Here is a 19,448-nt window from a genome sequence, read left to right as displayed (position 1 = left end):
TAGATATACCCAAGTTACTTCACCTGTGCCCAACAACACTGCTGATTTCCCCCACTCGCTAGTAGCAAGAGGTAACTTGGGTATATCAATCCAGTAGGGTTGGTATATCACTGTCGTTTCTTATTTTTCTAAATATTTCTTTTTTATAGGGGCATGCTAGAGCGCCCCTCTTTTTATCTCATTCTATTCTTATCCGCTGAAAGTCCCTTCTTAGTGTTCCTTACCACCTCGTACCATCGACCCACTTTCGCTTCCCTTGACCGCCTTAGCCGTTCAGCTCACACTATTGAATATCAAGCCTATTTTGTTCTTTAAAAGAAAATAATCTAAACAGCTGTCTTTAATTATCTTTTCGTTACATTGAGCGATAATCTCGCTGTCAAGACTTGAAGATCATCGGGGTAAATGGTTTGATCTGCGCCTTGCCAAACGATCACATTCCCATGCTCAGCGGAATGTTACTGATATAAAACAAGTTGTTAGCAATATTTTATATCAATCGTGCAGGACAACTACAAACATTTAAGGTGTATTCATAATGGCGAAAACCCCGACAGCTTCGGAAGACTTTCAAGCAATTGATATTGAGTACCAATCTACCTCGATGGAGATTTGGGACAGCAAATATCGACTGAAATCAAAGCATGGAGATGCAATTGATGTCACGCTTGACGACACATTCAAACGAGTCGCCCGTGCATTAGCTGATCTGGAAAAAGATAAAGTTAAAGAACACTGGTACGGTGAGTTTCTTTGGGCACTTCGCAACGGTGCTATTCCTGCTGGCCGTATTACCTCTAATGCAGGTGCATTCGAACACAAACCAGCAACCTCGACCATCAACTGTACTGTCTCTGGCACCATAGAAGACTCTATGGACGATATCTTGGGTAAAGTACATGAAGCCGGTCTAACACTGAAAGCTGGCTGCGGTATTGGTTACGACTTCTCGACCCTACGTCCTCGTGGTGCATTTGTATCCGGTGCCGGCGCTTACACATCTGGCCCACTTTCTTTCATGGATATCTATGACAAGATGTGTTTCACCGTCTCTTCTGCCGGTGGTCGCCGCGGTGCGCAAATGGGTACGATGGACATCCGCCATCCAGATATCATCGACTTTATTCGTGCTAAGCGTGAAGACGGTCGCCTTCGCCAATTCAACCTGTCGCTTCTAATCACTGAAGAGTTCATTGAAGCCGTTAAGAACGATCAACCTTGGCAGCTGATTTTTCCAATCACCGCGAAAGAAGCCAAGCAAGACAAGCTTGATCTTGAAAATGACGAGTCAATTGTTTGGGCTGACTGGCCAACCAAAGAAGACCTGGTTGAAGACGACAAAGGCCGTGTCGCATGTAAAGTGTTCCGCACGATGCCAGCACGCAACCTTTGGAACGTCATTATGACGTCGACTTATGACTACGCTGAGCCGGGCTTTATCCTGATCGATAAAGTCAATCAAATGAACAACAACTGGTTCTGCGAAGATATTCGTGCAACCAACCCATGTGGTGAGCAGCCATTACCGCCATACGGCGCTTGCTTGTTGGGTTCAGTAAACCTTACCAAGTTTGTGCGTGACCCGTTCACCGAGAATGCGCGTTTTGATTGGGATGCTTTCCGCCGCGTTGTGGCTATCTTCACCCGTATGCTTGATAACGTGGTTGAAATTAACCAGCTACCTCTTGAAAAACAGCGCCAAGAAATCATGGACAAACGCCGCCACGGTATGGGCTTCCTTGGCCTAGGTTCAACCACCACCATGCTTCAGCACAAGTATGGTAGCGCCGCTTCTGTTGCTTTCACTGAGCAAGTTGCTCAGGAAATGGCGATTACCGGCTGGAAAGAAGCCCTTTCACTTGCCAAAGAGAAAGGCGCTGCGCCAATCATGAATGACGAATTCGAAGTCACGCCGAAGATGATGCGCCAGCGCCCTGAAATGGCTCAAGACGGCATCAAGGTTGGTGATAAGGTCAAAGGTAAAGTACTGCATGCCAATTACAGCCGTTACATGCAGCAAGTCGCTGAAGTCGAGCCCGAGTTGGTTGAAGCGCTTGCCAAGCACGGTGCGCGCTTTACTCACCACAGCTCAATCGCGCCAACCGGGACTATCTCACTGTCGCTAGCGAACAACGCAAGTAATGGTATTGAACCAAGCTTTGCTCACCACTACACCCGCAACGTTATCGTACCGGGCAAGAAGTCAAAAGAAAGCGTAGATGTCTACAGCTTCGAACTATTGGCTTACCGTGAGCTGGTGAATGAAAAGGCAATGCCTTACACCACCGATGAAGCAGCAAAATTACCTGAATACTTCATTACGGCAGACGACATTACACCAAGCCAGCATGTCGAGGTTCAGGCAGCTGCCCAGCGTTGGATTGATTCCTCTATTTCAAAAACGGCGAATGTCCCTACCGACTTCCCGTTTGAAGATTTCAAAGACATCTACATGGATGCCTACGATAAAGGCCTGAAAGGATGTACAACGTTCCGCTTCAACCCTGAAGTCTTCCAGGGCGTGCTTGTGAAAGAGCAGGATCTTGAAAACACCACGTATGTTTTCAACCTAGAAGACGGTACAACCTTCGAAGCCAAGGGTAACGAAGAAATTGAATACGACGGTGAAACTCACACTGCAGCTAACCTATACGACGCCTTGAAAGAAGGCTATTACGGTAAATTCTAAGGGTTCTATTTCTCATGGTAAAAAAGATCGACAGCAAAATCGTAGGTTTTAAAGTAAAAAGCCAGGAGCAAGAAGCCCCTGCAGCTGTACCGGCGACACCTGAAGTTGAAGTGCAACACATGCACGAAGATATGCCGCGCCCTGAAAAGCTATTGGGCTCGACATACAAGCTGAAAACACCAGAGCACATTTCGGAGCACTCACTATTCATTACGATTAATGATGTGATCCTAAATGAAGGCACCGAGCATGAAGTTCGCCGTCCGTTCGAGGTGTTTATTAACTCGAAAAGCCTAGAGCACTACCAGTGGATTGTTGCCCTGACCCGCATCATGTCTGCAGTGTTCCGTAAAGGCGGTGACTGTACCTTCCTTGTTGAAGAGCTACGCTCGGTATTTGATCCTCGTGGTGGATACTGGAACAAAGGTAAGTATGTTCCTTCGCTGATTGCTGAAATTGGCAACATCATCGAGCTTCACCTGACCGAAATCGGCATGCTAGGTAAGCCAGAGGTTGACGAGCACCAGCAAGCGTTTCTAGAAGCTAAAAAAGCGGAGCTAGAAGGAAAAACGGAAGAAGCTGAGGCGGAAAACAGCAGCTTTCCACCAAGTGCAACCCTTTGCTACAAGTGCCACAACAAGTCGGTAATCGTGAAAGACGGCTGCCAGACCTGCCTAAACTGCGGTGATTCTAAGTGCGGTTAACCCCTCACTAATTAATTGAGCTAAAAAGCTGCCTGAGGGCAGCTTTTTTTATCTCTGATAGTTGCTCAGTACTCCGCCTCTCACTAGCAAATGAGGTGCTGAAACGATAAATAGGTATCGCCTTCTAATTAGACATGCTATAAAAAGCACGATCGTTCTAAAAAATGACAATATACGTTTGCAGTACAGAAGGAACTCAATATGGCACAGCCTGAATCACATGTAAGCACCAAAGCCAGTGACCTCCCCTCTCTCAATAGCCTCTATACACTGGCCAACGGCACTACGATCAAGAACCGTTTGTTTAAATCTGCGATGAGTGAGCAATTAGGTGATTCGGCGCATAACCCTCAACAGGGCTTAGTCACCCTGTATCGTCGTTGGGCGCAAGGTGGCATTGGGTTGGCCATTACCGGCAACATCATGGTATCGCGCGATGCCCTCGGTGAGCCGAAAAATGTTGTCTTGGACGAGCAAAGCGATCTCAGCGTTTTTAAGCAATGAGCAGATGCTGGCAAACTCAATGGCGCCCATATTTGGCCACAGCTAAACCATCCGGGTAAACAGATCCCAAGCTTTTTATCGAAAGAACCTGTTGCCCCCTCTGCTATTTCGCTTGGTAAGGGGTTAGAGAAAAGCTTTAATACCCCCCGGGCACTGACTGAAGATGAAATCACTGCCATTATCAACCAATTCGCTACCAGTGCGAAGCTAGCCAAAGAAGCCGGTTTTACCGGGGTGCAAATTCATGGTGCCCATGGTTACCTTGTCAGCCAGTTTCTATCACCAAGGCACAATCAGCGTGACGACCAATGGGGTGGTAGCCTTGAGAACCGAATGCGCTTCGTCTTGTCCATCTACCACGCTATTCGCGCGCAAGTGGGTAAAGATTTCCCTATTGGCATTAAGTTGAATAGCGCTGATTTTATGAAAGGCGGTTTTTCTGAAGAAGATTCAATGCAAGTGGTTCAATCATTGGCTGATGCAGGGATCAATTTGATCGAAATCTCCGGAGGCACCTATGAAAGCCCTTCGATGATGGGCAGTAAAGCCAAAGCAAGTACCATTAAGCGCGAAGCCTACTTTCTAGATTATATGGAAAAGGTGCGCCAACTGGTCGACACCCCGCTCGTCGTCACTGGTGGTTTTCGTAGCGCTCCCGCGATGTCTCAGGCTTTGGCATCAGCTGCAACGGATTTCATCGGCCTGGCAAGGACAACAGCAGTCGATGCTGAATTCCCCAACAAGCTATTAAACGATAAACACTACAGCATGAAGCTAGTTAATCCGACAACCGGCAACAAAGCAATGGATCACCTCGGCATGCTCAGCATCACTTGGTATGAGCAACAGCTATGGCGAATAGCAAAAGGAAAAGAGCCTAAACCAAATTTAAATGCTTGGATGGTGGTATTCAAAACCGTTGCCAGTGCAGGTATCCATGCCTTTAAAAAGCGTCGTGCTTAATTAAACATCGAACCCTATTAGAAAAAATATGACCACTGACAAGCCGCAACAAAAAACGCATACCGGACCAAAACCCGCGACAAAAGTCGAGGACGTTTACGAATACGCCATTTGGTGGCTGAACCAGCGCGGCTATTCGGTAATGAAGTTAAAAGAAAAGCTGGTGCGTAAAACAGATAACTCAGAGTGGGTGAATCAAGTGATCAACCGCCTTCTGGATCTCGGTTATCTCTCTGATCAACGCTATGCTGAAACCTTCGTTCAGTCTCGTTGCCGTTCATACGGCCCTGTTGTTCTGGCACAAAAGCTCAAGTTACAAGGCGTCAGCCAAGCCGACATCGACAATGCCTTATTGCTAATAGATGAGTCAGAGCAAGATATATTGATCAGCCGTGTTATCAACAAATATGCAGGAAAGAAAAGCAAGCAAGACATTAGCTTGCGCCTACAGCAAGAAGGCATTAGCCGTACAAGAATACAAACTGTAATGGCAAACGAGTTGAACTCAGAACACGAATTCCAACTCGCCCAGCGCTTGATAAACAAGCACAGCAAAAAAATGGGACGCACAGGGCTTAACCAGAAACTGCGTAGCGAAGGCATCAGCCAAGCCACAATTGATCAAGTGTTCAGTGAAAACGACCCCGAGCAGGATCAAAACGAAGATCAACAAAAAGCAGTGGCACTTCTCAACAAGAAGTACAAAGCACCGATCACTGATTTCGCTGACAAAAAGAAGGCGACGGCCTTTCTTGTGCGAAAAGGGTTTAGCTTTGCCGATGCAAACTATGCCCTTGAGCACCATTTAGCCGAGTAGGGTAATCAGGCCCTGTCTCATCTCTAATTTTGATCTTCTGTGCAACGACAGCTAGCTTTTTACTATACGAATGGGCACTCCATTGATGGACGCATACTTAGCTTTATGGAAGAACGCCTTTTCCATTTACTGGCCAATGGAGTTAGCATCATGTCGCACCATACCTATAAAATTACCGAGCTAGTAGGATCATCTCCCGTGGGTGTTGAAGAAGCCGTTAACAATGCCATCGCTAAAGCCAATGAGAGTATTCGCCATATGCGCTGGTTTGAGGTCAGTGACATTCGAGGCCACCTTGAAGATGGCAAAGTAGCCCATTGGCAGGTGACGCTTAAAATTGGCTTTACCATGGAAAATAGCTAATTCCAGGCGGGACGAAAGAGATAAAAGGAAAGGCGCAATATGCTGCACCAGCTCATCTTGATTTTGCTTGCACCTGTTTTTCTAGCCCAAGGCACTTATGTAAGAAAGTCGATCCCTTGCCTTAAAGAAGCTGATGGGCCAAGAAAGGGGAAAACGGAACCACGTGCCCCGTTTGCTAAGAAGCCCCTCCGCATCCTGCTACTCGGTGACTCCGCTGCGGCAGGTGTGGGTGCAGAACATCAATCCCATGCATTATCGGGCCAGCTAGTGAATGCATTAAAACAACACTTTTACCTTGAATGGCAACTTATTGCGAAAACAGGTTTTACTACCCAACAAGTACTCCAATCTGTTACTGCTCACCCCAAGCAAGCATTCGATATCGTCGTCCTCTCTGTTGGGGTCAATGATGTCACCAAACCCACCAGCGCCAACCAATGGATTAAGCGCCAACAAACCCTAACCGACACGCTGCGCCACCACTTTGACTGTCAGCAGATTATCTTTACCAAAATCCCGCCAATGGAAAAATTTCCGGCATTGCCCTACCCTCTTCGCTGGTACCTTGGCAGCAAAGCGAAAGCTTTTAACCGTAAATTGTCGACTTGGGCATCGACACAGCATGATTGTGAACTATTAGACTTAAACCAAGCGCTGAGCATCGAACATATGGCAACCGATGGCTTCCATCCCGGCCCAGAAATTTATCGTTTTTGGGGTGCCAGTGTTGCACAAGTCATTAAATCACGCTGGATGCCATAAGCGATAAAAACCGCTACACTGCCGCCATACTATTCAGCATATTTATCAATTCATATGGCAACCATCAAAGATGTCGCCCAACTAGCCGGCGTCTCAACCGCGACAGTATCACGCGTCATCAACCAAAGTGCTTATGTAGAGCCTATCACCCTCGAACGAGTACAAAAGGCCATAAAGACCCTCAACTATCAGCGTGACGCCCGAGCCTCAGCGCTTGCGAGCCGTTCAAACAACAGCTTGGGCCTGCTAACAGGCAACTTGGCCGACCCGTACTTTGCCCTTATCGCCAAACATGTTGAAGAAGTGGCACGGTTACACAAAAGCCAGTTGGTTGTCGTCAGTGGCGGCCATAATGCCCAACATGAAAAAGAGGGGTTAGATTACCTTATCAGCCAAGGCTGCGAAGCGATGGTAGTCCACTCAAAGATGCTGGATAACGACCTTTTACTGCGTTATAGCGCCCAGCTACCAGCAATGGTTTTAATTAACCGCACTATTGCGCAAATCTCCAACCGCTCAGTATGGGTCGATAACCGCAGTGGAGCAGCTGAATCTGTTCGATACCTCATTGAGCAAGGACATCGCAAGATCGCGTGCGTGACCAGTGATCTTCCTATCGAAGATCGTACCGACAGGCTTGCAGGTTACAAAGATGCGATGCAAGCGGCAAACCTTCCTGTTGAACCCCATTGGATCATCAACCAACCATTCAGCGAGCAAGGCGGGGAAATTGCCGGGAAACAATTGCTCACCCAGTGCCCGGAGATCACAGCGGCGGTCACCTTTAACGATGTCATGGCTGCAGGGCTAATGGCCAGTTTGCATGAGCAAGGTATCAAGGTACCTGAAGATATTTCTATTGTGGGCTTTGATGATGTCTTACTGGCTAGATACCTCTACCCTCGCCTCACGACCATGCACAACCCGGTCGCTGAAATGTCGGCCCATGCCGCAAACCTTGCCCTTAAATTAAAAAAATCGGGCTATGTACCTCCGCGCCAGCACCGATTTGACGCTCGTTTGGTTATTCGCCAAACGGTTTCAAGCCCCAAACTGCCAATTTAATAACAAAAACCATGACATTCATCACATGAATACCACCCATGTAAGCGCTTACATGAAACGTATACCGCTATCGCATTTTTAGTTGTCGCTCCCTCTTAATATGGCGCTGTTGAAACAAACCTGTACTTCAAAATATAAGAGGGAAACACAATGACAAATACAAAGCCTCTGCCATCATTGACCTTAGCGATAGCCCCTATCGCGGTCATGTTCGGCTTACTGGCAATCGGCTACGGCGTATTAGGACTACGCATTGAGCCATTATTGCTAGTCTCGGCTGCTTTTACTGGCTTTATCGCCACACGAATGGGCTATGGCTGGGATGACATCATTAATGCCATCGTCGAAAAGCTTGCCAAGGCAATGCCTGTGATCCTGATTTTGGTTTCTGTCGGCGGCTTGATAGCCAGCTGGATGATCAGCGGTACGATTCCATACATGGTTTATTGGGGACTGAAAGTGATCAGCCCTGAGTACATTCTGATTGCGGCTTTCTTTGTTACCAGCGTGGTATCGGTTTGCACTGGTACCTCATGGGGTTCAGCAGGCACTGTGGGGGTAGCGCTGATGGGTGTTGCCGCCGGCCTCGATGTTTCTTTGGCAGCAGCTGCGGGCGCGGTTGTTTCTGGCGCTTACTTTGGCGACAAAATCTCTCCGCTATCTGATTCAACCAACTTTGCCCCTGTGGTTTCAGGCACGACCCTATACGAGCACATTCAGCATATGCTCTACACAACGCTACCAGGCTTTGTGATTTCCTCTGTTGTGTTCTTCTTTGCAGGCCAGCACGGTGATATTGCAGGCGTTGCCGAGCCGCAAAAGGTTGTCGACATTTTGGCTGGCCTTGAAAGCTTATACAGCCTAAATATCTTCCTCGTTATTCCACCAGTGCTGATCCTATGGGGCGCGGTGACCAAAAAGCCTGTGATCCCACTCATGCTAACCGCTTCTGCTGTGGCACTGGGCCTAGGTATGATTTTCCAAGGCTTCTCACTCCAACAGGGTTTCCAAGCCTATGTAGATGGCTTCAACATCAGCATGTTCAGCGACAATGGCCATGCCGTTGATGGGCTTGTACCCGACATCGCCTCGCTACTAAATCGTGGCGGCCTGTTCTCTATGATAAGCACTATCTTGCTGGTTTTCTGCGCTTTTGCTTTCGCAGGTATCCTAAGCCTAACCGGTGCGCTAAACGTAGTACTGGGTCACTTCCTCCACTTGATCCGCAATACTGGCCAACTGATCTTATCCACCGTGCTAGCGACCCTTACCGTGGTATTCACCACTTCAGACGGTAAATTGGCGCTGCTTATTCCTGGTGAGTTATTCCAGAATGCTTATCGCAAAATGGGCTTAGACACCAAGAACCTCTCACGCACCATTGAGGATGCAGGCACGATCATCGAACCATTGGTGCCATGGACCGCTGCAGGTGTATACATGGCGGGCACATTGGGTGTATCTACCCTCGATTACCTACCATGGGCGATTCAGTGCTACACCGGGGTGATCTTCGCACTTATCTATGGCTTCACCGGCTTCGGTATTGCGAAAGCACCAGCATCAAACCAACAAGAAACCACACACTCGGCAATGGCTGAAGTTAAATAAGGTACACCATGACGACATCATTTGATCACGTTTACGATCGCCGCCAAAGTGGCTCTGTGAAATGGGACTTCATGGAAGAAAAGTTAGGATTAGGATCAGACGATCTGCTGCCTATGTGGGTGTCTGATTATGATTTCAAAGCACCACCAGCAGTAATTGAAGCGCTAGAGAGCCGCATTCAGCATGGTATTTTTGGCTATGCTGAGCGTAGCGATGACTATTACCAAGCTGTCACTAATTGGTATCAGCATCAACACCAAATTGCGATCGACCGCCAGTGGATCACTACTGTTCACGGCGTGCTACCCGGTTTATCCATGCTGATCCAAATGCTCACCAAAGAAGGTGACAGTATTGTCATGCAAACGCCTGGCTACGGTTCATTCAAAAAAATCAGTGAATTTAACCAGCGAGTTATCGTTGAAAACCCACTGCTAGAAGTGAACGGGCACTACTCAATGGATCTTGATCACCTTGAGTCTTGCTTTCAAGCCGGTGCCAAAGTGCTCATTTTCTGCAACCCTCACAACCCGGTAGGACGAGCGTGGTCATTTGATGAAATGGTGGCCATTGCCGACCTTTGCGATAAGTACGGTGTTTGGCTACTCAGTGATGAAATATGGGGGGACTTGGCAATGCCCAATCACCAATATATCTCAGCACTAAGCTTGCCGGTGCATCTACAGCACCGACTGGTGGTTGCCACAGCGGCAAGTAAAGCCTTTGGCTTATCGTCGCTGCGAATTTCGAATTTCATCATTCCTAATGATGGGTTACGACAGCAGTTTGTTCGCCGCCTCGATGCCCATGGCATGGATGTGTATAACAGCTTGGCAATGTGTGCAGCCACCGCGGCATACCAAACGTCTCACTCTTGGCTGGAAGCGCTAAAAGGATACCTTCAAGCCAATATTGACTACTTGGCGGATTTTATTGCGAAGGAGTTACCGCAACTGCGCTTTAACAAGCCTGAAGCTGGCTATCTAGCTTGGGTGGATTGCAAAGCCCTTGGGTTAGATGATGTCGAGCTGGAGGCAAAGCTGGTTGAAGCAGGCATTGTTGCCAGTATGGGAGCCGGATTCGGTACCAATGGCAGCGGCTTTATAAGGCTCAATTTAGGATGCCCTCAAGCAACATTGATTGAAGCCTGTGGACGATTAAAGCGGGCACTTGGCTAAAGCTGGGAAGGCAACAAAAGAGTCGCCACCCCCGTTGAAGTACTAAGTTCAAAGCCAAAAGACGAAGCTAAAAGCCAGACAATTGTCTGGCTTTTCTATCTAACCGAAAAACTGTGATTGGCGATCTTTCATAAAGCCCAACGTTTTTTCATCAAACTTCTTCAGCGATTCGAATAAGCTATCTAGCTGGCCTTCATAACCAAACCAAGAGGCTAATGTTGCGTTCACCTGATCCGCTGCTATCTCTGGGATCAATCGCCCATTGTTATAGTCATATTCGCTACCCGGCGTTAAATCTGGCCATTTACCATAAGCCTTTGTTCCATCCACCGCACCACCAATGATTAGCTGATGTCCTGCCCAACCGTGGTCTGTACCCGAGTCGTTTGCCATCACGCGTCGTCCAAAATCTGACATAGTGAATGTTGTAACACTCTCAGACAGACCTTGCGCCTTTATCTCATTATAAAACGCGGCAACAGCATCACTCACTTCGCCCAGCAATGCAGCATGCTTATTCGCCTGATCTTTGTGAGTATCGAACCCGCCAAGCCCAAGGAAGAATATCTGACGATTGTGCTTCATTGAGCCGCTATCACGTGACTTAATCAGTTTTGCTGTTGTGTGCAACATATTACCAAGCGTGGTATCGGGGAATCCTTCCAAATCCCCCACCCCACCTAGCGCCTCATCCAAGTCGACATTTTCGTAATACCGGTTCGCCATGGTTAATGAGTAATTATCAGCATAAAGGTTGGCAAACTTGGTTTCGAAGTGCCGACTCATGGCTTCTACTCGCTCCGCTTGTGACAGGCCACTGTAATCCCCTGCGCCATCACTGGTCATGACTAACTGTTCTAGGTTGCTATTTCTTAGCCACTTTTGCTCGCCATTGAGAGACATTAAGGGTGACAATGTGCCAGACATTTGCATCTCTTTTGCCATTCTCCCTGCCCAGCCAAACTTATCCTCCATTTCTTCGGCACCCGATTGCCACATGGTTTGCTGAAGGTTATGAGCCATTAGAAAGTCAGGCACTCGAGGTGACTCGGATGAGCGACCAATGATAGGTTCAACCAGCTGGCCTGAGTTGACTATCACGGTGGCAGCCCTATCTCCCATAAAAATAGGTTGTAAGCTTTGCATCGCGGGGTGAAGCCCCAACGCAACATCATTCTCTGTTTTAAGGCTCAAAGGAACAAGGCTACCCCTTTCGATAGCAAGGCCTGGCCTTGCATCCAAGTAAGCTTGATAAGCCGCATCGTCATCGGGGATCACCATGTTATAGGCATCATTGCCCCCAAATAGAAAAATGCACACGAGGGCCTTGTAATCGCCTTCAGCGGCTTGTGCCGAACTTATCCCTGTAAAAGCAGGAGCAGTAGACATAGCCCCTAAAGCCGCTGTCGATTTTAAGAAGTTTCTTCTCGATAATTTCATGGTTTACTCCTGACAACGGAATTCTGGCGAGCATTGGACAGCAAATAGCGTGCTTTCGATTTTTCGATCATCGGTACGATTGTCAGCGGTTAATTCCAATAGCATTTCAGATAAGAATTGGGCTAACTCATCTGACATTAGCCCACCAAATAAACGGGTGTTAACAACGTCAATGTAGGCATCTGGGTTATTGATATTTCGCTCAAACTCTGAACGATTCCAGGACCATTTTTTTTGATCGGTAGAATCATGGGAATAGATCATCACCCACATGCGGTTTGAAATGCGCCTCACACTATCCATCGACAATATGGCGAATTCCGGAGCGACTAATGCCTTATCTGTAATTTCACCTTTCGGGGCATATTCCGGCTCATAAAAATTAAAGACACTCGGTGCTCTCAGCGGCGCCTGTCCAAAATTATTCTGTGTCGCGGGGAAATCCCACCAGCGATCAGGGTCGTTACTTTTTACATTTAGCGCACGGCACAGGTTAGCCATCGCAACCAATGGTTCCTTAACTTTGCCAAAGTTCCGGCTGTTAGAGCCGTTATTCTGATAATCTGCCATTGCTTTTCCGTTCAGCACGTCTTCATCAAGCAAAATGGCTGTAATTACCGCCCTTAAATCACCACGCTCACCTTGTCCGTTATCTTTAAATACATCCGCAACACGCTTGATATAACTGCGACGAGGGTTACTTATAGTGAGTCGTTTTATCAGCAGCGTCGAAATGAACACAGCGGTATTATTATGATTGGCTAATAGATCGATAGCTTGGGCTAGATCTTGTTCGGGAATCTGCCCTTCAGGAAAGGTTTGGCCTAGAACGCTTTTTTCACCAAAATCATGTCGATTATCATCCGCATACATCGGTTTTAAATAGGTATCTCGTCGCCATCCCGTTAAGACTCTGGCAAGCTCTTCGACATCTTGCTGTGTATAAGTGGGAATTTTTTCGCCTTCAGGTGTGAGTGCTGGTTGCCCATTACTATTTAGCTTCCATAGGCCGAGGCTAAATAATTGCATCACCTCTCGCGCATAGTTTTCATCAGGGAACGTATTCTTATCCGGATCCGCTTTCCGGCTCCCTTCAAGGGTCAGGTATTTCCCCATCGCCGGGCTTAACGTTACAGCTTCGAGTAAGTCTCTAAAGTTGCCAAAAGCGTTTTTAATCAGCACGTCATAGTATTCTACCAACCCTTCAGAGTTTGGCCCGCCACTGTTTGAAACCACAAATATCTGACTTAATGCAAACGCTACACGCTGCCTTAATTGATCACTCGCATTGATCGTACGATCCCACCATGCGCTTAACCTGGCATTTTCATTAAGGCTATCACCACTGGCATTCGCAAATGTTTCCGCCAAAGGACGGTGCAATCGCCGATTTCGCGTAAACTGATCTTCCAACCAAGCATCGACACCTATTTCAAGAAAGGCATCAATATCTCCCTTCTTCGGCCCGAAACTAGCACGGTATAGAAACTTGGCCGCTTGTTCCGGCTCATATATAGACATAGCCAACTCACTCCTTCTATTGTTATTACTTACAAGGCACACATGCCCAGAAAGTCTGTTAAATAATGAAGTAGCTGGATATATTCACCAGATGAATGTCATTTTTTTGATAGATTAATTCCAAAAAAATGGGCTAGAGATTTTCTCTAGCCCAAGCGTAAGAAATTAGAAGTATATTCTTGCTTTCTAATAATCTTTTTCAGATTTCAGTTTTTTTAACTGATCTTCAACTATCGGCCTTAGTCGATCGATTGGCATGTAACCGCCAATGATTTCATCACCAATGATCATGGCAGGCGTGCCTCGCATGCCTAGTTCGGTGAACATTTGGTAGTTCTTATCGATCATCAAGCGTGTATCTTGCTGGCGCTCCAGACTGGCTTTGGTGCCAGTAGCATCGGCTATGCGGGTAAGCGAGCTCTTATCATGCATCTGTGGTCGGCGTACAAGCAACTGGTGTACCTGATCATAAGACTCGCGTTGTTCCTGCCAAACATTCAATGCAAATTCCGCTGATGTGGTACCTAGGCCTTCAACATCCTGCTTTTTCAGTGGCACATAAATATTAACCACTCGAACATCATTTGGCATCTCTTCGGCAAGTTGCGCCAATACAGGATCAAGTTTCTTACAGAATGGGCAGTTATAGTCTGTCACATTGACAATTGTTAGCGTGGCATCATCATTGCCCATGGTGGTATGACTTGGGTTTTTGAAGATCCAATCTTGGTACTTAGCCAGCATCTCAGCCTGGCGGTCCTGCTGAACCAAGTACATGTTGAGGTTGGTCAGCAAACCATCGATTAGCTCAGGGTTGTCGGCCAAAAGGGATTCAATTTTACCCAGGTTCGTTTGCTGTTGTTGTGTAAGTTCTGACGCAATTGTTGGTGTAGCAACAAGAGAGGCCGTAGCGAGAGCAACGGCAATAAATGTTTTTTTCACTTTGTATTTCCTAATAATAATTAATAGACAGATAGATTGATATGCCTATTACTTACTCCAGAAATACACACAGTCGAAGATGGAGACGCCTTGAGGTTGGCTTAGGGTAAAACAGTGCCCGCGCGTAGAAAACCAAGATTGACGTAACAGCGGCAAGGATAAGCACCGACCCAACCGAGAACACAAACAGGTTTTCACACTCGCCTTGAGTGTGGATACGAACCAATTGCTCTGTTTTGCTACAGATACCGGAAAACGGCTGGTCATCACCGGCACCATCCGGCTGGTACTCGCTCAACCAGTTATTTTGCTCCGGTTGGGGGCCTGCATTCACCAACACCAGCTGACTACTGGCAAATATACAAGCAGAAACAAGCACGATCACCAACGCAAGGCTTAGTAATGCCCTTTGCGTAAGTGTCCGAGTTTCAGAGATGAACTTGTTCATGGAATAACAAAAGTTGGTTAACAGCATAAGTTAGTCAGGCGTCTGGCACATAAGTTCCACACAGAGCAAAATTTTTCTTTATGCTTTATTTTTGATAGCATAAATCTGCCTATACAATTCAATACCTTAATAACAGCTAACTGCGCTTGTCATTGTTTTTATTGATTAATCTATTAAGTGACAAAACTGAGCTCAAAAAAACACCAAAACATTGTCGCAAATTAATAATACTTTTGCTATTAATGAACTGACCTCATGGTGTTTCTGATGTATGACGTCTCTCGTGCCAAACCTACTGTGAAGTAGGGACGGAAAGCCACGGGACTCAGCAGTAAAGAGTTAGCCGGGTTGCATCTATTTGTTGAATAATGACATAGGTGCTCAAATGAAACTTCAAATTGCGTTAACCACGACACTTCTCGCCTTTTCCTTTTCTTCTTTTGCAGGTTCACTCGAATTAAAGCAAGAAGGCGTACTTGTTTCCCCTACTGATACCTACACCAATATATTTAGCTCACAGATCCAAATGGGCTTTGGCTATATCAAGGATGGCTCCAAACCAGATAACGATAAAGTTAACAGAGAAGGCGATGGAACCTTCATTATTGAACGTACAGGGCAGCTCAATGGTGTCTCAGATACAGGAAGCGAGAACCCAACCGTATGGGTTCGTAATGACGGGAACTTCCCTAGCACTGCCCTCAAAGCTTCGTCTCGAAAGCCAGGTTCAATCGATATGGTTGTCGGTGATACATCGACTGATGGATATAGGCCCCAGTTCCAAAAAGACTCACCAGCCCTTTTTGTTGGCGAATCCAAGCTCAACACTAACGGCAGCAAGAACTCGGCCACTGGCGATATTAAACATTTAGCGGTTGAAGTGCGTGGTGCAATAAAACTTTGCGGTAAATCAGGATCTCGAGGTGATGAATGCCAAGCAGCAGCCTTCTTATATGTGGCCGACGGTGGGAACCTTATTGTTCGATCACCATCGGGGGAAAGCTATAACCTACTTGATGGTTTGACCCCAATAAATTAGATAACCGTGCAAGGCTTAGCCGTTATAGCGGCTAAGCCTTTCCCTAAACTGTTTCATTACGACAAATACGGGCATGATCGATGAAAACTCTCAACGCACTCTTACTATTGCTGGTTCCGTTGTTATTTTCTACTTATAGCTATAGCGGGATCATACAGACATACACGGATCAGTCAGCTTTCGAAAGCCTAACCGGTATTAACTACACCGCAACTTTTACGAAAACGCCACCAGCGACAGACAACGGAACCGGTCTCACCTACGACTATGGCTTCTTTAGCATTACTAAGGAATATGACAACAACAACGGCCGGCCTGAAAATAATTACTGGCGAGGTAAACCGACCTACTTTAATAACGACATCATCGAATATAATCGCGGCTTATATGCTTGGGGTGGCCTATTTGATACCCTCGTAGGCGGTGGAGGTGCAGGCATTGAAATCTTTGTGGAATATATCGGTGGTTTAAGAGAACAAGTCGGCGCTATCGGTCTTAATGCCGATCCTAATAAAGGTTACATCGGCTTTACTACTGATATGGCATTTAACAAAATCATTATCCGCACATCGGACTTAAAAGGGACAAGTAAAAGTGATACCTATTCACTACGCAACGTAACAGCTGAAATCCCAGAGCCAAGCAGCGGCTTATTGTTCATCGCTTCTTTACTTGGCCTAAACTGGCTTCGCAGGTTAGTGTAACGAGCTCTCCGATGGTCAAACTAACAGTCGACAACACGTTAGACTGACCATCTGCTACAGGGTTTGCTGATGTTGCTTATTACTTAAGTTTGCTCACTAAAGCTTCAAACTCATCGATTTGGCGAGAAACCATCTCAATGCTCTGTTGCCAGAACTCGGGTTCACGTATATCCATTCCTAAATGCTTTTGCACCACTTCTTCGGCGGTCATAGAGCCCGTATCACACAGCAGCGCTTTATAATCCTCATAGAAATGGCTGCCCTTTGCTTCACGCTGGGCATAAACGCCTTTACTAAACAGGTAACCAAACAAATACGGATAGTTATAGAAACTCAGCTCTGCAATGCTGAAGTGAAGTTTGCTGGCCCAAAACATATCATTAGTCTCTGCCATGGCATCGCCGTACCATTCGCGCCACTTCTCAGCCATCAGGGCTTTGAGTTGATCAGGGGTCAATTCCCCCTGCTGTCGCTGCTCATAAAAGGCTTTCTCAAATTCGTAGCGAACCGGAATATTTACCATCAAAGCCAGAGCCGACTGCGCTTCTTCCCAAAGCATCATGAGTTTATCTTGATCGCTCTGAGCTTTTTCCATCAATGCATCACGAACCACATTCTCAGCAAAGATAGAGGCGGTTTCTGCCAAGGTCATCGGGTAGCTTGATTGCTGACGTGGCGTGCCCTTCAATACCCAATTGTGGAACGCGTGACCTAGCTCATGGGCCAGAGTCAATACATCTGACATGCTGCCACCCCATGTCATAAAGACCAAAGGCGTGCGGCTGTCTGCAAATTTGGTGCAGAAGGCACCCAATCGCTTGTTTGGCTGTGGTGCAGCGTCAATCAATTTGTTCTCCACCATCATATCGACAAACGCGGCCATTTCGGGATCAACGCCCTCAAAGGCTTCACGAATGATCGCAATACCTTCATCGAAGCTGTACTCGTGACTTTCAGCGTTTCCAAGCGGTGGCATCGACGCTAACTCATCCCAAGGTTTGAGCTTTTCGGTTCCAAACAGTTGCGCCATCACCTTTCCAGCCTTTTGGCCTACAGCACGCCTATCTTTGGTAGTGCTCATCATCGCATCTAGGGTGGCTCGCTCAATTCGTCCATCATGCAATGCAGGGTCTAAAAAATGCACAGGGGTTGTATGGCTTCGCTTCTGATATTCAGTCAAACGGCCACCAGAAAGCGCATTCAAGATAGCGGCAAAGCTTTCCTGATGGGTTTCCATTGCGCCGGAGATGGCTTTCCAGGCTGGCTCACGACGTAAGCTATCCCCACCATAGAGAATACTGGCGGCTTGAGATAACCCCACTGTTTCTTCTGTATCATCTTGTAGTGACAGCGTCACTTTAAGACTACCGGTTAGGTTATCGTACAAACGCCCCCAAGCATTGCGACCATCAATATTCATTGCCGATAACAATTGCTCTTCTTCCACTGAAAGCAACTGGGTCTTCAACAAAAGTTCGCGATCCAGCTTAAATCGGTATGGGGTTAACTGACTACCGGATAAAAGTTGCTCGTAACCTTGCTCATCAAGATGGATCACAGCCTGCAAAAACGGGTTGAGTGCTTGGGCTAATTCAGAGCCGAGCTTATCAACCTGCCCTGACAACTGTTTAGCTTTCGCATTTGAAGCATCAACAGACAGTAAACAGTTAGCATAGCTAGATAGTGTCGATACTGTGATAGAAAGCTCATCGTGCAGCAACAATGCATCCGCTAAACCAGAAATTTGTTCGCTACTTAATGTATTAAATTGCGATAGCTTCGTGGTTACCGTCGATAGATCGTGTTCTATTTTCGGATCATTTAGATCACGATAAGCAATGGTTAGATCCCAACTTGGAATATGCATCTTCTCTCCTTGTCATGAACTTGCTAAAAGCAATTAGTCTGTAAACAAAAGGCAAGCCTGGCCTTGATGATCGATACGCTGGATCTGCGTTGCGAAGACCTTCTCTAGCGTATCAACGGTCATTACCGCTTCTGGCTTCCCTTTGGCGACGCAAGAACCGTTATTCAATAATATGACTTTATCGGCCTCTTTGAGTGTTCGGTTTAGGTCGTGATTGGCCATCACCACGGCAATGCCTTTACTGGCGATCCGGCGGATCAACTTGTACATTGTCGCTTCTTGCCCGATGTCCAGTGCGGCAGCTGGCTCGTCTAACAGCAATAGCTTTGCATCAGGGTTTAAGTCTGGCCACACCTGCAAGCAGGCAGCGGCCAGCCTGACACGCTGCCATTCACCACCGGAAAGTTGCTGAATACTGCGATTGAGCTTATCGGCGATTTTCAGTGCATCACAAATCTCATCCAATGCCGCTTGCACTTTGTCTCCATCAAGGTGCCCGAGTGCCGACAGCGACAGTGACAGAAAATGGTAGACACCGACCGAGAAAGCCGGCTTATCCTGCTGGGCAAGATAGCAACGTTGCTGGGCCAGCATTTGAAGGTCGTATTCCTGGATTGGCTTATCTGCAAACATGACATCACCTTCAGGCTCAACTAACCCGGATAGCATCGAAATGGCCGTACTTTTACCACTTCCGTTTGGACCTATCAGGTGAACAATCTCACCTTGCCCGACTTCAAACGACACAGGAAGCAAACGAGGTGGCATGGCAAGGTTTTTTGCTGCGATCACGACAGGCTGATTATGCTCTATTTGATTCATCATGGTCCC

Annotated in this window: 16 protein-coding genes, 1 pseudogene and 1 riboswitch; of the genes and pseudogenes, 11 read left to right on the top strand and 6 right to left on the bottom strand. The window is 47.0% G+C overall.

Translation table 11 applies throughout. The annotated features are described in order from the left end of the window. Positions 1-538 precede the first annotated feature (538 nt). The 9 genes and pseudogenes from C9I98_RS06240 (at position 539) to C9I98_RS06200 (ending at position 10,656) form a co-directional block, all read left to right on the top strand. Complete coding sequence (locus tag C9I98_RS06240) at positions 539-2,689, top strand: adenosylcobalamin-dependent ribonucleoside-diphosphate reductase (protein WP_036831571.1); 2,151 nt, start codon at positions 539-541, stop codon at positions 2,687-2,689. Positions 2,690-2,703: 14 nt separating this feature from the next. Further along, positions 2,704-3,393: a TSCPD domain-containing protein gene (locus C9I98_RS06235; protein WP_036831568.1), complete on the top strand. Its 690-nt coding sequence runs from the start codon at positions 2,704-2,706 to the stop codon at positions 3,391-3,393. Positions 3,394-3,594: 201 nt separating this feature from the next. Beyond that, positions 3,595-4,860 (top strand): annotated as a pseudogene (locus C9I98_RS06230) (NADH:flavin oxidoreductase/NADH oxidase family protein). 28 nt (positions 4,861-4,888) lie between these two features. Next, on the top strand, positions 4,889-5,677 hold the full coding sequence (locus tag C9I98_RS06225) for a RecX family transcriptional regulator (protein WP_036831565.1): 789 nt from the start codon (positions 4,889-4,891) through the stop codon (positions 5,675-5,677). A 150-nt stretch (positions 5,678-5,827) separates the two neighbouring features. Further along, positions 5,828-6,040 (top strand): dodecin, encoded by a 213-nt coding sequence (locus C9I98_RS06220; protein ID WP_036831563.1) that lies wholly within the window; start codon positions 5,828-5,830, stop codon positions 6,038-6,040. Between the two features lie 39 nt (positions 6,041-6,079). Next, on the top strand, positions 6,080-6,802 hold the full coding sequence (locus C9I98_RS06215; RefSeq protein ID WP_036831561.1) for an SGNH/GDSL hydrolase family protein: 723 nt from the start codon (positions 6,080-6,082) through the stop codon (positions 6,800-6,802). Positions 6,803-6,856: 54 nt separating this feature from the next. Then, the gene (locus C9I98_RS06210) at positions 6,857-7,867 is read left to right on the top strand and encodes a LacI family DNA-binding transcriptional regulator (RefSeq protein ID WP_036831559.1); all 1,011 of its coding nucleotides are present in this window, start codon (positions 6,857-6,859) and stop codon (positions 7,865-7,867) included. Positions 7,868-8,017: 150 nt separating this feature from the next. Next, positions 8,018-9,478 (top strand): Na+/H+ antiporter NhaC, encoded by a 1,461-nt coding sequence (gene nhaC / locus C9I98_RS06205; protein WP_036831557.1) that lies wholly within the window; start codon positions 8,018-8,020, stop codon positions 9,476-9,478. An 8-nt stretch (positions 9,479-9,486) separates the two neighbouring features. Next, the gene (locus C9I98_RS06200; protein ID WP_036831555.1) at positions 9,487-10,656 is read left to right on the top strand and encodes a MalY/PatB family protein; all 1,170 of its coding nucleotides are present in this window, start codon (positions 9,487-9,489) and stop codon (positions 10,654-10,656) included. A gap of 99 nt (positions 10,657-10,755) precedes the next feature. Here the strand turns inward: C9I98_RS06200 and C9I98_RS06195 are convergent, their stop codons facing one another. The 4 genes from C9I98_RS06195 to C9I98_RS06180 form a co-directional block, all read right to left on the bottom strand. Continuing rightward, positions 10,756-12,096: a DUF1501 domain-containing protein gene (locus C9I98_RS06195; protein ID WP_107271714.1), complete on the bottom strand. Its 1,341-nt coding sequence runs from the start codon at positions 12,094-12,096 to the stop codon at positions 10,756-10,758. Between the two features lie 3 nt (positions 12,097-12,099). Next, complete coding sequence (locus C9I98_RS06190; RefSeq protein WP_107271713.1) at positions 12,100-13,617, bottom strand: DUF1800 domain-containing protein; 1,518 nt, start codon at positions 13,615-13,617, stop codon at positions 12,100-12,102. 186 nt (positions 13,618-13,803) lie between these two features. Further along, positions 13,804-14,559, bottom strand: a complete 756-nt coding sequence (locus C9I98_RS06185) for a DsbA family protein (RefSeq protein WP_036828488.1) — start codon at positions 14,557-14,559, stop codon at positions 13,804-13,806. 52 nt (positions 14,560-14,611) lie between these two features. Next, the gene (locus C9I98_RS06180; protein WP_146153857.1) at positions 14,612-15,007 is read right to left on the bottom strand and encodes a hypothetical protein; all 396 of its coding nucleotides are present in this window, start codon (positions 15,005-15,007) and stop codon (positions 14,612-14,614) included. 275 nt (positions 15,008-15,282) lie between these two features. Continuing rightward, positions 15,283-15,363: riboswitch (cyclic di-GMP riboswitch) on the top strand. A gap of 29 nt (positions 15,364-15,392) precedes the next feature. Here C9I98_RS06180 and C9I98_RS06175 point away from each other — a divergent pair. Beyond that, a complete protein-coding gene (locus C9I98_RS06175; RefSeq protein ID WP_036819901.1) occupies positions 15,393-16,046 on the top strand; it encodes a hypothetical protein in 654 nt (217 codons plus the stop codon). 80 nt (positions 16,047-16,126) lie between these two features. After that, positions 16,127-16,750 carry a PEP-CTERM sorting domain-containing protein gene (locus C9I98_RS06170; RefSeq protein WP_036819904.1) on the top strand — a complete coding sequence of 208 codons (624 nt, stop codon included), beginning with the start codon at positions 16,127-16,129 and terminating at the stop codon, positions 16,748-16,750. A gap of 79 nt (positions 16,751-16,829) precedes the next feature. Here the strand turns inward: C9I98_RS06170 and C9I98_RS06165 are convergent, their stop codons facing one another. Next, positions 16,830-18,617 (bottom strand): M3 family oligoendopeptidase, encoded by a 1,788-nt coding sequence (locus C9I98_RS06165; RefSeq protein ID WP_036819907.1) that lies wholly within the window; start codon positions 18,615-18,617, stop codon positions 16,830-16,832. Between the two features lie 33 nt (positions 18,618-18,650). Beyond that, positions 18,651-19,439, bottom strand: a complete 789-nt coding sequence (btuD, locus tag C9I98_RS06160) for a vitamin B12 ABC transporter ATP-binding protein BtuD (RefSeq protein WP_420848084.1) — start codon at positions 19,437-19,439, stop codon at positions 18,651-18,653. Between the last annotated feature and the right edge of the window lie 9 nt (positions 19,440-19,448).

Origin of the sequence: Photobacterium sanctipauli (genome assembly GCF_003026495.1) — a bacterium.
GTDB classification, from domain to species: domain Bacteria; phylum Pseudomonadota; class Gammaproteobacteria; order Enterobacterales; family Vibrionaceae; genus Photobacterium; species Photobacterium sanctipauli.
This window is presented reverse-complemented; position numbering and strand designations above follow the sequence as displayed.

What these genes read in the sequence shown, in the direction of transcription:
- C9I98_RS06210 (WP_036831559.1), top strand. Translation starts at nt 6,857, where the DNA reads ATGGCAACCATCAAAGATGTCGCCCAACTAGCCGGCGTCTCAACCGCG.
- C9I98_RS06220 (WP_036831563.1), top strand. Translation starts at nt 5,828, where the DNA reads ATGTCGCACCATACCTATAAAATTACCGAGCTAGTAGGATCATCTCCC.
- C9I98_RS06170 (WP_036819904.1), top strand. Translation starts at nt 16,127, where the DNA reads ATGAAAACTCTCAACGCACTCTTACTATTGCTGGTTCCGTTGTTATTT.
- C9I98_RS06200 (WP_036831555.1), top strand. Translation starts at nt 9,487, where the DNA reads ATGACGACATCATTTGATCACGTTTACGATCGCCGCCAAAGTGGCTCT.
- C9I98_RS06190 (WP_107271713.1), bottom strand. Translation starts at nt 13,617, where the DNA reads ATGTCTATATATGAGCCGGAACAAGCGGCCAAGTTTCTATACCGTGCT.
- C9I98_RS06225 (WP_036831565.1), top strand. Translation starts at nt 4,889, where the DNA reads ATGACCACTGACAAGCCGCAACAAAAAACGCATACCGGACCAAAACCC.
- C9I98_RS06180 (WP_146153857.1), bottom strand. Translation starts at nt 15,007, where the DNA reads ATGAACAAGTTCATCTCTGAAACTCGGACACTTACGCAAAGGGCATTA.
- btuD (WP_420848084.1), bottom strand. Translation starts at nt 19,439, where the DNA reads ATGAATCAAATAGAGCATAATCAGCCTGTCGTGATCGCAGCAAAAAAC.
- C9I98_RS06215 (WP_036831561.1), top strand. Translation starts at nt 6,080, where the DNA reads ATGCTGCACCAGCTCATCTTGATTTTGCTTGCACCTGTTTTTCTAGCC.
- nhaC (WP_036831557.1), top strand. Translation starts at nt 8,018, where the DNA reads ATGACAAATACAAAGCCTCTGCCATCATTGACCTTAGCGATAGCCCCT.
- C9I98_RS06175 (WP_036819901.1), top strand. Translation starts at nt 15,393, where the DNA reads ATGAAACTTCAAATTGCGTTAACCACGACACTTCTCGCCTTTTCCTTT.
- C9I98_RS06165 (WP_036819907.1), bottom strand. Translation starts at nt 18,617, where the DNA reads ATGCATATTCCAAGTTGGGATCTAACCATTGCTTATCGTGATCTAAAT.
- C9I98_RS06195 (WP_107271714.1), bottom strand. Translation starts at nt 12,096, where the DNA reads ATGAAATTATCGAGAAGAAACTTCTTAAAATCGACAGCGGCTTTAGGG.
- C9I98_RS06240 (WP_036831571.1), top strand. Translation starts at nt 539, where the DNA reads ATGGCGAAAACCCCGACAGCTTCGGAAGACTTTCAAGCAATTGATATT.
- C9I98_RS06235 (WP_036831568.1), top strand. Translation starts at nt 2,704, where the DNA reads ATGGTAAAAAAGATCGACAGCAAAATCGTAGGTTTTAAAGTAAAAAGC.